At 52.9% G+C, this 14,172-nt stretch carries 14 protein-coding genes; 1 reads left to right on the top strand and 13 read right to left on the bottom strand.

Features of this window, described 5'->3' with window-relative positions:
• Positions 1 to 6: 6 nt before the first annotated feature.
• Positions 7 to 366 carry an Asp23/Gls24 family envelope stress response protein gene (locus KJS69_RS10740; protein WP_213583762.1) on the bottom strand — a complete coding sequence of 120 codons (360 nt, stop codon included), beginning with the start codon at positions 364 to 366 and terminating at the stop codon, positions 7 to 9.
• Positions 367 to 560: 194 nt separating this feature from the next.
• On the opposite strand from KJS69_RS10740, the gene rpmB reads away from it, so the two are divergent.
• Positions 561 to 749 carry a 50S ribosomal protein L28 gene (rpmB, locus tag KJS69_RS10735; protein WP_213583761.1) on the top strand — a complete coding sequence of 63 codons (189 nt, stop codon included), beginning with the start codon at positions 561 to 563 and terminating at the stop codon, positions 747 to 749.
• 69 nt (positions 750 to 818) lie between these two features.
• Here rpmB and spoVM read toward each other — a convergent pair whose 3' ends face one another.
• The 12 genes from spoVM to coaBC form a co-directional block, all read right to left on the bottom strand.
• Positions 819 to 899 (bottom strand): stage V sporulation protein SpoVM, encoded by an 81-nt coding sequence (spoVM, locus tag KJS69_RS10730; protein ID WP_010269764.1) that lies wholly within the window; start codon positions 897 to 899, stop codon positions 819 to 821.
• 386 nt (positions 900 to 1,285) lie between these two features.
• Positions 1,286 to 1,558 (bottom strand): hypothetical protein, encoded by a 273-nt coding sequence (locus tag KJS69_RS10725; protein ID WP_213583760.1) that lies wholly within the window; start codon positions 1,556 to 1,558, stop codon positions 1,286 to 1,288.
• Positions 1,558 to 2,220 (bottom strand): ribulose-phosphate 3-epimerase, encoded by a 663-nt coding sequence (gene rpe, locus KJS69_RS10720; RefSeq protein ID WP_213583759.1) that lies wholly within the window; start codon positions 2,218 to 2,220, stop codon positions 1,558 to 1,560. The genes KJS69_RS10725 and rpe overlap by 1 nt, the downstream gene beginning before the upstream one ends.
• 2 nt (positions 2,221 to 2,222) lie before the next feature.
• Entirely contained in the window at positions 2,223 to 3,131 is a 909-nt protein-coding gene (gene rsgA / locus KJS69_RS10715; RefSeq protein WP_213583758.1) for a ribosome small subunit-dependent GTPase A, read from the bottom strand.
• Positions 3,132 to 3,133: 2 nt separating this feature from the next.
• The gene (gene pknB, locus KJS69_RS10710; protein WP_213583757.1) at positions 3,134 to 5,194 is read right to left on the bottom strand and encodes a Stk1 family PASTA domain-containing Ser/Thr kinase; all 2,061 of its coding nucleotides are present in this window, start codon (positions 5,192 to 5,194) and stop codon (positions 3,134 to 3,136) included.
• A gap of 7 nt (positions 5,195 to 5,201) precedes the next feature.
• Entirely contained in the window at positions 5,202 to 5,960 is a 759-nt protein-coding gene (locus KJS69_RS10705; protein WP_213583756.1) for a Stp1/IreP family PP2C-type Ser/Thr phosphatase, read from the bottom strand.
• A 6-nt stretch (positions 5,961 to 5,966) separates the two neighbouring features.
• Complete coding sequence (gene rlmN, locus KJS69_RS10700) at positions 5,967 to 7,016, bottom strand: dual-specificity RNA methyltransferase RlmN (protein ID WP_213583755.1); 1,050 nt, start codon at positions 7,014 to 7,016, stop codon at positions 5,967 to 5,969.
• A 109-nt stretch (positions 7,017 to 7,125) separates the two neighbouring features.
• Positions 7,126 to 8,502 (bottom strand): 16S rRNA (cytosine(967)-C(5))-methyltransferase RsmB, encoded by a 1,377-nt coding sequence (gene rsmB, locus KJS69_RS10695; RefSeq protein ID WP_213583754.1) that lies wholly within the window; start codon positions 8,500 to 8,502, stop codon positions 7,126 to 7,128.
• Positions 8,503 to 8,523: 21 nt separating this feature from the next.
• Positions 8,524 to 9,498, bottom strand: coding sequence for a methionyl-tRNA formyltransferase (gene fmt / locus KJS69_RS10690; RefSeq protein ID WP_213583753.1), 975 nt, complete (start codon positions 9,496 to 9,498; stop codon positions 8,524 to 8,526).
• 7 nt (positions 9,499 to 9,505) lie between these two features.
• Entirely contained in the window at positions 9,506 to 9,982 is a 477-nt protein-coding gene (gene def / locus KJS69_RS10685) for a peptide deformylase (RefSeq protein WP_213583752.1), read from the bottom strand.
• A 452-nt stretch (positions 9,983 to 10,434) separates the two neighbouring features.
• Complete coding sequence (gene priA / locus KJS69_RS10680) at positions 10,435 to 12,948, bottom strand: primosomal protein N' (RefSeq protein ID WP_213583751.1); 2,514 nt, start codon at positions 12,946 to 12,948, stop codon at positions 10,435 to 10,437.
• A gap of 2 nt (positions 12,949 to 12,950) precedes the next feature.
• Positions 12,951 to 14,162 (bottom strand): bifunctional phosphopantothenoylcysteine decarboxylase/phosphopantothenate--cysteine ligase CoaBC, encoded by a 1,212-nt coding sequence (gene coaBC, locus KJS69_RS10675; RefSeq protein WP_213583750.1) that lies wholly within the window; start codon positions 14,160 to 14,162, stop codon positions 12,951 to 12,953.
• Positions 14,163 to 14,172: the final 10 nt, after the last annotated feature.

Here is a 14,172-nt window from a genome sequence, read left to right as displayed (position 1 = left end):
TCCTCACTAACGGGTTACACGAACTCCCTGTACAAATATATTAATATGATCAACCTGAAGCCCCACAATATCATTCAACACATACTTCACTCGATTCTGAACGTTATGAGCGACTTCCGATATTTTAGTTCCGTAACTGACGATAATGTACAAGTCGATCTGCAGCTCCTCGTGATCCCGTCTTACTTCCACACCTCGACTTAAATTCTCCTGACCCAACAGCTCGGAGATTCCGTCTTTCAATTGTTTGCGGGAAGCCATGCCGACGAGACCATAGCAATCCAATGCCGCGGAACCCGCTATGACGGCGATGACTTGATCGTTAACATTAATATTGCCGTATTCATTAGCTACTTGAATTGGCATGCTACCACCCTTTTCTGAAAATATTAGGGACTAAGTCTCATTGTACTATAATAAAAACAAGAAATAAATGCAAATCGGCGTTTTTCTGCCGTTGACTGATAACTTTCCGCTGTGCTATCATATTGTAGTATGTTTATGTAACGAGATTGACGATTGAAGACGTTGTTTGAAGGGCGTCAGAGGAGGTGGAATTCATGGCTCGCAAATGCTTTATTACCGGTAAATCGCCAAAATCGGGAAATCATGTTTCCCATGCCAATAACAAAACCAAACGTTCTTGGGGAGTTAACGTGCAAAAAGTAAGAATCCTCGTGGACGGTAAGCCAAAGCGCGTCTATGTCAGCACACGCGCATTGAAATCTGGGAAAGTTACCCGTGTGTAATGAATTAGCGCATAGACAAAAAGCACCTTATCATGAGGTGCTTTTTTTTCTCCCGAAAGTAGAAGGACGTTAATTTTTACTAAAGGTATTCAGGATTGCTTTGACAAACCCGCCTAAAAACTTCGGGAGCTTGATCGTATAAAACTTCATTCCTACCCCTCCTAACCAGTTTGTCACCAAACGGCTTCAAAAATCGATTTTGCGTCACCGTCCGCTTCCATCCCCGTCTTTCCTGAACTTATCATTACTATTTACTATATTCTGCTTTACGACAAAAAGTGCCTGAGCGGAACCAGCGTATTTAAGTTTTTTTGAAGTCCTGTCTTATCCGGAGCGATCAAAAAGCTTCTATTGGATTAATGCAGGATGAACGGCCGCATTTAGAGGATGTTTATCGCTAAATAGAATTGGAAGCTATTCAGGAAGCAGAAACTTTATAACATTCTCTATGTGGCAAAAAAAAGAAAAGGGCTACAAAAGCCAGCGGCTTCTGTAACCCAGTATATTCCCAAATCCCCTTCTTGATTCCTCATCTTTTACTCTACGCCTTCCAAAAATTGCGGAGGAACATACCAACCGTTAGCATAAGCGATCAAAACATAGGTGGGTGGCAGTAAAAAAGAGAAGATCAAGGTCAGGACGATAAAGGCAATCTTAGGTCCTTTAGTCTCATATGTCTTGAATACGTAGATTCCGATCAGGACTGCGCCTAACGAAAAGAGATGCTTGTAAAACCCTGACATAAATACAAAAACCGTCATCAAAGCACCGGCGGCCAAACTTAGTACAAGCAGCAGCAATTTACGCATTAGGTTTCTCCTGCCGCGCGAATCCGGCGGATGGCGGCTGCCCGGTCGCGATCACCGAACACTGCGCTTCCGGCTACGAGCACATCAGCTCCCGCCTCGACAACAAGCGGAGCCGTTTGCTCATTGATCCCTCCGTCCACCTCAATGGCGATATCGCGCCCGCTCTCTGCAACCAGGCGGCGCAATTCGCGGATTTTAGACAGCATGGAGCTAATAAAGCGCTGTCCTCCGAAGCCGGGATTAACAGTCATGATAAGAATCAAGTCGACTTCCTCCAGCACATGGTCCAGCACGGACAGAGGTGTGGCGGGATTGAGCGCGATTCCCGGCTTGACCCCTTCTTCCTTGATCATGTGCAGGGTGCGATGAAGATGCGGACAGGTTTCCGCATGCACCGTTATGTAATCCGCTCCCGCTTTGGCGAAAGCGCTGATGTAACGCTCCGGCTTCTCGATCATCAGATGGACGTCCAGCGGCAAAGAGGTGCCCGGCCGGATCGCTTCGACAATAATGGGACCCAGAGTCAGATTCGGAACAAAATGCCCGTCCATCACATCGACATGGATCCAGTCCGCTCCTCCGTTCTCCACTTCTTTAATCTCCATAGCCAGCCGCGCAAAATCGGCAGACAGAATGGATGGTGCGATTCGCAGCTTCCCCAAAATTAATACCTCCGTTTTTTGTCCCTGATTTCCGTCAGGAAAAGCAGGTAATGATCGTATCTTGTAGCAGCGATTTCCTTGGCCTCGACCGCCTCGCGGACTTTGCAGCCCGGTTCGTGCTGATGCAGGCAGCCGCGGAACCGGCAGCCTGGCGAATAAGTGCGGAATTCCCGGAAGGAGTCCGCCAGCTGCTCCGCCTCCACATTCATGAAGTCGAGCTGGCTGAAGCCGGGAGTATCGGCAACCCAGCCGGCCGGTTCCAACGCAATCAGCTCCACGTGACGGGTCGTATGCCTGCCCCTTCCCAGCCTGTGGCTAATCTCGCTTGTCTGCAAATTCAGCTCCGGAACAAGCGCATTGAGCAGCGAGGACTTGCCGACCCCCGACTGCCCGGCGAAGACACTGATCCTTCCCTGCAGATGCGCTCGGATGCTTTCCAGTCCGTCTCCAGCCATGGCACTGGTCGTAACGATCGGGTACCCGATCGATTCGTAAATATGACGGATACGCCGGAAATCAGTTTGCGCCGAAGAACCGCCAGTGTCCTCCGCCAATAAGTCATGCTTCGTAAAGACGATGACCGTCTCCAACCCGACGCTCTCCGTATGAATTAGAAATTTATCCAGCAGCGGCAAGCTGATGACGGGCTCGGCAACAGAAAAGACAAGCACGGCCAGCTCAACATTGGCGACCGGAGGACGGATCAGCTCCGTGGAACGGGGCATAATTTCATCCACCGTCCCCTCGCCGTTCTCCGTCACCTCGTAAATCACCCGGTCCCCTACCAGAGGACTCACGTTCTTCTTCTTGAAAATACCTCGGGCCCGGCATTGAACCCGATCCTGTCCATCTCCATCCGGAAGTACATAATAATAACCGCTTAATGCTTTGACGATCATTCCCTGCGGCATCTTTATTGCCCCCCCGGTTGCGGTGTGGGATCTCCCCCAGGCTCAGGCGTCGCCTTAGTCTGCTGATCTTCCCCCAATGGCTCAGATGAAGACTCAGTCTCGTTCTGCCGGGGTCCGTGCTTGTGCTCTAAATAATCGTTGTAGGTGACCGTTCTCGAATCATAGTAAGCATCGTCGCGGAACATTTGAATAACCGCATTCCGCTCCTTCGTTACGATCACTGGAACATTAAGCAGATCAGGCTTCGAGATTTCGAAGGTCCGGTATTCGTAATTTTCATACTGGGCATCGGTAATAATGATTTTGAAGGAAGAATCCTTTCCTTCCTCTTTCGGCTTCAGCTCCGGCAAGGTAACTAGAAGCTGCCCCGCATCTTCCGGAGGCCCCGAACTGACATAGTAAATAATGTTGTTCGTTCCCGATTCGACCTCTTGATTCGGCTTGTAAGGCCATTGATCGTAAATTTTGCCTTTAGGCTGTGAAAAAGACGGCTTCTCAATAACGCCTTCCTTACCCTTGATGCGGCTCAAATTCTTCTGCAGCAGGGTAGCGTCCGCTTCCTCCACCGTTTTCCCGGTCAAATCAGGCATTGGGAACTTCTCCAGACCCTGGCTGACCGTTAATTTGATCTCCACCTTGGCCGGGTCGAATTCTTCATTCGGCTCAGGGAATTGCTCCAGAATAGTATCAACCGCCTGCTCATCGTGCTTCTCTTTCACATCGATGCGAGAATTATCAATCCCTAATGCCTCCATTTCCTTGGCTACGTCCGCCCATTTCTTGCCGACATAGTCTTTCATCTTCGGCAATTCCACTCCAAGGCTAACGGTCAGCTCAACGGTGCTGCCTTCCTTGATTGTCGTATTTTTAGGGTTTTGATCAATAACATAATTCTCCTCCACTTCATCGCTATGTTCATATGCCACGATATTAGGGACAAGATTAACACTTTCTAGTTCGGCTACCGCTTCGTCCACATGCTTGTTGATATAATCGGGCACAGGAACGTCTTTAACCTCGAACTGGCTTTTGACATAATAAATTCCCGCCAGCAGAGCGCCGACAACGACCAGGAACACGAGAGTCCAAATCCAGACACCGGTTCTCTTTCGCTTCTTTTCTTTCCCGTCAGGCTCAGGCTCCAGACCGGGGTGATTCGAACGAATGGCAGGTACGATCCTTGTTTTCTCGTCATCGTCCCCGTCGTCCTCCTCCGGTTCCGCCAAACGCGGCTCATTCCTTCGCTCGGGCAGAAGGCAGGTCTCCAGATCACGGAGCATTTCGGCCGCCGATTGATAACGCTGCTCGGGATTTTTACGCATGGCCTTCAGTATGATATTCTCTACGCTTTGCGGAATGAGAGGGTTCACCTTGCGCGGCTCCTCTACGTCCTCCTGCAAATGCTTCAGCGCCACGCTAATAGGGCTGTCGCCGAGAAAAGGCAGCTTCCCTGTGAGCATTTGATACAATACGATCCCAAGTGAATACAAGTCGGACTTGGCTCCGGCCGCAATTCCTTTGGCATGCTCCGGTGAAAAATAATGGACCGAACCGACGACTGAACCGGTTTGGGTAATGCTTGAAGAGGTTCCCGCCCGGGCGATGCCGAAATCGGTGACCTTTACCCTGCCGTTCTTTCCAATCAATATATTGTGCGGCTTAATATCTCGATGAATAATTTCATTCGCGTGGGCATGGTCCAGCGCATCACAAATTTGCGAAGCGATGTGGACCGCTTCCTCGACCTGCAGCGGAGCTTTCTGCTTGATCAGGTCGTTCAATGTCATCCCTTCCACATACTCCATCACGATGTAATGGGTATCCTCGTCCTGCCCGACATCATAAATGCTGACCACATTCGGATGGGATAACGCAGCCGCGGATTGAGCCTCCCGGCCGAAGCGATAGATGAATTCTTCGTCGTGAATGTATTGCTGGCGAAGCACTTTAACAGCCACGTGGCGATTAAGCAGCAGATCATGAGCTTTGTAGACGAGCGCCATTCCGCCCCCGCCCACTCTCTCCAGGATTTCGTATCTTCCGCCGAGTATCTGACCTGTCACTTCTCCATCACCTCGCTCCTTCCGAATGATTGGATTCGTTGGCCATCAGAACAACGGTAATGTTATCGTCTCCGCCAGCTTCCAACGCTTTATTGACCAATTGGTTCGCCTTCTCGTCCAGATCTCCTTCAGAATTCAGAACGAGCCGAAGCTCCTCTTTGGGAACGGCTCCGCTTAATCCATCCGTACAAACGAGCACGACGTCCCCTTCCGCCCATGCGGCCTGGATAATATCCACGTCCACCTCTTCATCTGTACCGAGCGCCCTCGTCAGAATATTCCTCCGCGGATGCTGCTCCGCTTCCTCGGGAGTAATCTGTCCGGATTTAATCAACATGTTGACCAGAGAATGGTCCTCTGTCAATTGACGTAATTGCCCATTGCTCAGCAAATAGGCACGGCTGTCTCCGATATGGCCCAAAATCAGACGATTCCGGTCGGCCAACGTAACGATGGCGGTCGTTCCCATCCCGCTGTACTCCACCGTTCGCGAGGCCGCTTCAAAGATGGAACGGTTCGCTTCATACACCGCCTGCTTGATCCACTCTCCACATTCTTCGGAGCTGGCGCCTGGCCGCAAAGAGCGGACGAGATATTCCTGCATCTTCTCGATCGCCATTTGACTGGCTATATCGCCGGCTTTATGGCCACCCATTCCATCAGCGACTATGGCCAGCGAATATCCTTGACAGTCGGGCACTACCGCTGCAGAGTCTTCGTTAACCATCCGAATTCGACCGACATCGCTTCGGTTAGCCATCCTCATTCGTCATCACCTCTTACTTGTCTCCATGTGCTTCGCGCGCAGCTGCCCGCAAGCGGCGGCAATATCGCTGCCCTGTTCCCTGCGGATCGTCGTGTTGATTTTATGCTTTTCCAGAATACGTTGGAAGGCAAAAATATCCTCCCTCGGCGTCCGGACAAATTTACGCTCTACCACATGGTTGACAGGAATCAGATTGACATGGCAAAGCGGAATCTCCTTCAACACTTCAGCCAATTCTTCCGCATGCTCAGGCTGGTCGTTGACACCGCCCATCAACGCGTATTCAAACGTCAGCCGTCTTCCTGTTTTGTTGACATAATATTTGCACGCTTCGATCAAATCGGCAAAGGGATACCGGCGGTTAACCGGCATCAGCTTGGAGCGAAGCGCATCATTCGGTGCGTGAATCGATATAGCCAAGCTGATCTGCGTTTCTTCATCGGCAAACCGGTAGATGTTAGGAACAATCCCGCTGGTAGATACCGTAATATGGCGCTGCCCGATATTCAAACCCTTCTCATGAATCATAATACGAAGGAAGGTCATCATCGCCTCATAATTTTCGAAAGGTTCCCCAATCCCCATAATAACGATACTGCTGACTCTTTCGCCGTCAGCATCGAGAAGCTTTTGGGCTTTGACAATTTGGGCCACAATTTCTCCCGGAGCGAGATCCCGCTTCAGCCCCCCCAGAGTGGAAGCACAGAACGTGCACCCGATACGGCAGCCGACCTGGGTCGTCACACAGACGCTGTTTCCGTAACTATGCTTCATTATCACTGTCTCGATCGCATGCTTATCCTGCAGCTCGAACAAAAATTTGACCGTCCCATCCTTGGATTGCTGCTGCGCGATTTCTTTCAGCGTGACGAACTGAAACTGCTCGATCAGCTTTTCCCGAAGAGACTTGGGCAGGTTGGTCATCGCTTCGAAAGAGTCCACCCTTTTCACATACAGCCAGTCAAAAATTTGACCGGCGCGAAAAGACGGCAAACCGTTCTCCTTCACCCACTGCCCCCAACCTTCAAATGTCAAATCATAAACAAATGGTTTCATATATGGATCACAACCTGTTTTTCAAGTATTGTCGCTAATCCTGTCTATCTTAACATAAAAACAGGGCCGTAAACACGTTTCCCCTGTTGCGAGCCTTTGGTAGCTTCGATCAAGTCAATTTCTGCAGACGAGCGATAAAAAAGCCGTCGCTGTTATAATCTTGCGGGAGCAGCTGGAGCATTCCTTTACTCCTTCTGCTCACGGGCAGCTCCAACTGCGTCAGAGCCTGCGGAAATTCGCTCAGCGCAAATTGCGGATGACGCTCCAAAAATTGGCGCACCTGTCCTTCGTTCTCATTATATTCCACCGTGCACGTGCTGTAGACGAGGATTCCGCCTGGTTTCAAGAGCGAATGTACCGCTTCCAGCAGCTCGCTCTGAACGTTCACAACCTCTTCGATTTCCGCTTCGCTTTTAGCCCATTTCAGGTCCGGCTTACGGCGGATAACCCCCAGTCCGGAGCAGGGGGCATCGAGCAAAATCCGATCGAACGTGCCCGGCGCATACTGTTCCTGCAGTTTTCGTGCATCCGTCACGATTGTGTGAAGGCAGGAAAGCTGCAGCCGATCCGCCTGCTCGCGGATCAGTTTCTCCTTGTGCTCATGAACGTCGCAGGCGATGATTTCTCCTTCGTCATTCATTCGTTCAGCCAGATGAGTCGTCTTGCCTCCCGGAGCGGCGCAGCAATCGAGCACCTTCATTCCCGGCGAGGGATCGACGGCATCGGCCACCAGCATGGAGCTCTCGTCCTGAATCGTCAATAGTCCAAGCCTGTACTCTTCCGAATCCGCCATATTCCCGGCTTGCTGCACTACAATTCCGTCTCGCGCAAGCGGAGATGGGGCGGCCTCTATACCTTTGGCACGCAGCTGGTCCAGCATCTGCTCCCGGCTGCTCCGCAATGATTGGACGCGCACGCTGGAGCTCGGAGCAGAGTTATTCGCTTCGCATATCCGCTCTGCCGTTTCCTCTCCGAATTGCTTCACCCAGCGGGAGACCATCCACTCGGGATGGGAATGGCGCAGCGCAATGCTTTGAACCGGGTCCTTCATTTCCGGCAATACAAGCTGCTCCGCCTGACGAAGCACATTCCTCAACACGCCGTTAACCATCCCCGATATGCCGCGATGCCCTTTCTTCTTGGCGATATTAACAGCCTCATTAACGACGGCATGCGGAGGCACTCTGTCTAAATAGTACAACTGATAGAAGCTCATTCTCAGCAGATTTCGCACCCAAGGCTCCAGCTTAGTCAGCCCCTTGGCAACAAATCGGCCAAGGAAATAGTCGATCGTATTCCGCCGCTGGATCGTCCCGTATACCAGCTCGGTCGCGAAAGCCGCTTCCAGCCGCTCCAGCTTATACTTGCGCAGCATCTGGTTAAGCAATAGATTACTATAGGACCGTTCCCGGTCTACTCGCGTCAACAATTCAACGGCAAGCTCGCGGGCGGTTCGTTCAACGTGGGGGGATGGGGTTGCTTTCACCAGCGCCGCCTCCTTTACTTATCATTGGCCCAGTATAGTTCCTTCGGGCAGGTTAGTTCCTCTTAACACTTGAGCGACATCCATCGCCTTCTTCCCTGCAGGCTGAATCACCGTCAGCCATAGGCTTCCTTGACCGGTAGCTACCTCCAGCCCTTCCGGGAGGGCCTTCAGCACCGTGCCCGGAGCGGCTGCATGATCCCGCTCTCCGGCGATCCCGCCCAATGCAGCGCCAGGACCTGCACCTTCCGGCTTGCGGCTGGCCCATATCTTCAGCACTTGTCCGTTCCAGGTGGTGAACGCGCCGGGCATCGGGTTCAGTCCGCGAATCTGATTGTACAGCTCGTTGGCGGGACGGCTCCAGTCGATCCTCTCGTCTTCGCGGCGAATGTTGGGTGCCAACGTCGCCTGCTCGTGATCTTGGGGCACCGCCTGCACTTTGCCGGCCAACAGGTCGGGCAGCGTGCGCTTCAGCAGCTCCGCTCCGGCGAGACTCAGCTTGTCGAACAGCGTTCCCGCCGTATCGTCATCGGTAATCGGCACTTCCACCCGGCTGATCATATCGCCCGTGTCCAAGCCTTCCGCCATATACATAATGGTAACTCCCGTTACCTTCTCTCCCCGCAGAATTGCATGCTGTATGGGTGCGCCCCCCCGGTACTTGGGCAGCAAGGAGGCATGCACATTGATACAGCCGTACCGAGGCAGCTCCAGTATGGACTTGGGCACAAGCTGCCCATAAGCCGCGGTCACAATCAGATCGGGCTCCAGCTGGCGGATTTGCTCGACCGCCTCTTCCCGGCGGATACGTTCCGGCTGCAGCACAGGGAGGCCCCGCAATTCAGCTGCCTGTTTCACTGGAGGTGGCGTCAGCGTCCGTTTGCGGCCTTTGGGCCGATCGGGCTGAGTAACAACAGCCTTGACCGGATAATGATTGTCCAACAGCATCTCCAGAGAAGGGACGGCGAAATCCGGCGTCCCCATGAATACAATATTCAAATTCGCTTCACTCTCCCTCATCCTGCTCTGCACGGTACGTTTTTTCGGCCAAATCCGTAAATAATACGCCGTTTAAATGATCCACTTCATGCTGAATGCAGCGGGCAAGCAATTCGGTTCCTTCCAGCTCGAATTCCTCCCCGTTCCGATTCAGCCCTCTTACCTTAACCTTTAGGGCGCGGCGGACGTCTCCGGTCAGCCCCGGGATGCTCAAGCAGCCTTCCGGGCCAAACTGCTCGCCTTCCTTCTCAATAATTTCCGGATTAATTAATTCGATAAGGCCATTCTCATCTCCAACATCCATCACAATAACTCTTTTCAGAATTCCCACCTGGGGAGCCGCCAGCCCAACCCCTTGAGCGTCGTACATCGTATCGGCCATATCATCCAGCAGCTTGTGGATGTTCGGGGTTATTTTGGGAACCGGCTTTGCCTTTTCCCGGAGCACCGGATCCGGATCTTTAACTATGATGCGCAATGCCATAGGAGCACCATCCTTTTTTCATGTTTAGCCTGTCTATATATGTGCACTAAAGAAAGCGATCATTCCGTTCCGAAGGAAAGTGCCTCCGAAGCTTCAGACATCATACTCCTTCCCCAAAAAGTGAAGATGGGCTTCGAAGCGATTCCAGGTACTTTTCGGGGACCCTGAACCAACAAATTGCTTATTTATTGGATGGGCCTTCGGATAGTAGGAATACAAAGCCAAAACTCGCCCTGGAAGCATCTTTCTTTCTCCACTCCATGATCTATGATCTTTAGTTCAATTTATATAGCCATTTGGGCTGTTCCGAGATATTTCGAGCTATATTGAGCAGCAAAGCTGCTTCAATGGTTTGAGCTATCCAGTTGAGCAAGCTGCCGAGCCGTTGAACCTGCTTGAGCTGGTCAACCTGCTTCAGGCTGATAGTTGTTTAATGCATCCGAGCATCCGATTTACATCAGCAGATACGGATCCACATCGATGCTAATTTGCAGCCGCTCCTGTCTGACGAGATCGTCCATAGAGGAAACAACCTCTGCGACCCGCTCGGAAACAGATGTATCTGCCCGATATTTTATCAGACATTGAAACCGATATCTATCTTTGATGCGAGAAATGGGCGAAGCTACCGGACCCAGCACTTCCATATCCGATGGAACCCCCGTACGGGCCGCTTGTGCGGAGGCCTTCTCCTTCAGCCGGGCCGCGAACGTTTCGGCGGCACGGACAAGCAGAGGAATCTGTTCATGAGACAGCGTAACCAGAATGATTCGGCAATAAGGAGGATATTCCCTGAGCTTCCTCATCTCCAGCTCCGTGCTGACAAAGGAATGGAAATCATGGTGGCTGGCGCACTGCACGCTGTAATGGTCCGGGGTATATGTCTGCACGAACACTTCACCGGGAAGATGATGCCGCCCGGCTCTTCCGGCCACCTGGGTCAGCAGCTGAAAGGTTCGCTCGGACGCCCGGAAATCCGGCAGGTTCAGCACCGTATCCGCGGCAATGACTCCGACTAAAGTTACGTTCGGAAAGTCGAGTCCTTTGGCAACCATCTGTGTACCCAAGAGTACATCGGCTTGCTGGTTGCCGAATTGCGTCAGCCATTTTTCATGGGAGCCCTTCTCACTCGTCGTATCGACATCCATCCGGATGACGCGGATGCCGGGGAACAGCTTGGCCAGTTCCTCCTCCACCCGCTGGGTTCCGGTACCGAAGTAGCGGATATGCTCGCTGCCGCAGCTTGGGCATACCTGAGCCTGCCTTTCGGCATATCCGCAGTAATGACAGCGTACCGTTCGCGAGCTTTGATGATAGGTTAGCGAAATATCGCAATGGGGGCAGCCTAGCGTGTGCCCGCAGGTCCGGCACATGACGAAGGTGGAGTAGCCTCTGCGGTTCAACAGCAGAACCGTCTGTTCTTTACGTTGTAGCCGTTTTTCGATCGCTTTATACAATGGCCTGCTGAACATCGAACGGTTGCCGTCCTTCAGCTCGGTCCGCATATCGACCACATAGACCGGAGGCAGGGCGCGTCCCTCTACTCTTTCCTTCATGACAAGCAGCCTGTAGCGGCGGCTCGCGGCCAGAGCTTCCTCATCGGCTGAAGGATGGTCAGGCTGTTCCTCGACGGCCCTTGCATAGCTCTCCAGCGAAGGGGTAGCAGAGCCGAGAATAACCGCCGCCCCGTAATACCGGGCTCTGCGGATCGCCACTTCCCGCGCGTGATACTTCGGGCTGTCCTCCTGCTTATAGCTCGATTCATGCTCCTCGTCGAGAATAATGAGTCCGAGTCTGCTAAATGGGGCGAATACAGCGGAGCGGGCGCCTATAGCGACCTTGACTTGGCCGAGTGTAATTTTGCGCCACTCGTCATATCTTTCCCCTTGCGATAGCCGGCTGTGCAGCACGGCCACCTGATCGCCGAATCGTCCCTTGAATCTCTCTACCATCTGTGGAGTAAGCGAGATTTCGGGGACGAGCACGATCGCTTCCCGACCGAGATCCAGACATTGCTGGATCGATTGCAGGTACACTTCCGTCTTGCCGCTTCCCGTCACTCCATGAAGCAGAAAAACCCGATGAATGGAATCGGTTAATGAGCGTGAGACGGAACGAAATACCCGTTCCTGTTCAGGCGTTAACGGCAGAGCTTCGGTCCGTTGAAAGGACCGTTCCGCATAAGGATCACGGAACACCTCGACCTCGCGGATGGAGATCCAGCCTTTGTCCGCCAGCCCTTTGACTGTACCTGCCCCGACCCCAAGCTTACGCGTAAGCTCAGCCAACGCCACTGGCTGGGGATTGTCCCGCAAATAGTCCAGAACTTCCTTTTGCCGGGCGGCTCTGGCGGATAGCTCCGCTGCATACTGTTCCAACAATTCCGGCGGCTCCGGGGGATACACGGTCAGCAGCTTCTTGCGGCCGATTCGGTCGCGAATCGACTTGGTTTCACTGAACCGTCCCGCACGAATTTGTTCCTTGATCCACCCGCCTTCCGACGGGTAGCGCTGGATGAGCTCATCCAGCGGCACCGTCCCTTTGGCCTCCATATATTGGATCACTTCCAGCTGAGAGGGAACCAGAAAGGCCAGATCCGAATCCTCATACGGCTCCAGCCGGACCAATCTTTCATATTTAGCTTTCAACGCCCCGGGAATCATAGCTTGCAGAGCGGTAATTTCGTGGCATAAATAAGTACGGCTGATCCATCTCGCCAGTTCGACAAGCTCCGGAGTCAGCGGAGGATAGGCATCCAGCACGCCCGCGATCTCCTTCAGCTTGCCGGCAGCTACGTCCGGACGCTCGGTCAGGCCAACGACAAATCCCTGAACGGTGCGGTTGCCAAACGGAACCCCCACCCGGCTGCCAATGTCTACCCAAGGGATCAGCATCGGCGGGACATAGTAATCATACGAGCGGTTCGTCTGTCTGGCCGGCACATCGACAATGATCTTGGCGTACATGATTACTCCCCTCCGGAGGAAACGAGACGATCGGCTGCAATTTGAAGTAAATGGCGAGCCACCTCGCGCTTCGACAGCACGGGCAGCCGCTCCGCTGTTCCGTTCTTGTCCAGGATGGTTACGATATTCGTGTCGGTTCCGAAGCCGGCCCCTTCCCGGGTGACATCGTTGGCCACCACCAGATCGCAGTTTTTGCGCCGGAGCTTATCCAGAGCATTCGCCTCCAGGTCGTTCGTCTCCGCCGCGAAGCCAACGACAAACTGCTTAGTTTTTCGCGCTCCGACTTGCTGCAGGATGTCCGGATTCTTAACAAGCCGGATCGTCAATTCCTCATCCTTCTTCTTGATTTTGACGGGAGAAGCTTCCGCAGGACGATAATCCGCGACAGCGGCGGCTTTAATAATAACATCCATCTCCTCGAGCCGTTCCATGACGGCCGACAGCATATCCAATGCCGAGAGGACGGGAACGAACTCCACTCCAGCCGGTCTCGGCAGAGAGGACGGACCGCTGACCAGCACGACCTCAGCGCCCATAGCCCGGGCTTCCTCTGCAATGGCATAGCCCATTTTACCGGATGAATCATTAGTCAAATAACGGACCGGATCGAGCCGTTCCACCGTTCCTCCGGCCGTTACCAGCACCTTCTTGCCCTGAAGGGGACGATTGGGCTCAAAACTATCGATTATGGCAGCAAAAATTTGCTCCGGCTCCGCCAAGCGGCCCTTGCCTACATAGCCGCAGGCCAATTGGCCCTCTCCCGGCTCAATGAAGCGAACTCCCCGCTCGCGAAGTGTCTCCATATTGGCGCGTACGGCAGGGTGCTCATACATATGTACGTTCATGGCGGGAGCGACAATAATCGGCGCTGTAGCAGCAAGCAGGGTAGTACTCAACATATCGTCTCCCATTCCAAGCGCCATCTTAGCCAATATATTGGCCGTAGCGGGGGCGATGACGACCAGATCGGCATGATCCGCCAAATCAATATGCGATACGACTGACGGATCCTTCTCCTCGAATGTGTCCGTAACGACATGATGTCTGGACAAAGTTTGAAACGTTAACGGCGCAACGAATTTGACCGCGGATTCGGTCATGATAACCTTCACATCCGCCCCCGCCTGAGCCAGCTTGCTGCAGAGAGTAATCGCCTTGTACGCGGCAATTCCGCCGCTCACGCCCAGCAGGATAGATTTCCCTTTCAGATTCATGCTCTCATCC

Source organism: Paenibacillus sp. J2TS4, assembly GCF_018403245.1.
Taxonomy (GTDB): Bacteria; Bacillota; Bacilli; order Paenibacillales; family NBRC-103111; genus Paenibacillus_L.
The sequence above is the reverse complement of the archived record's forward strand: the minus strand, read 5'-3'. Positions and strand labels throughout refer to the sequence as shown.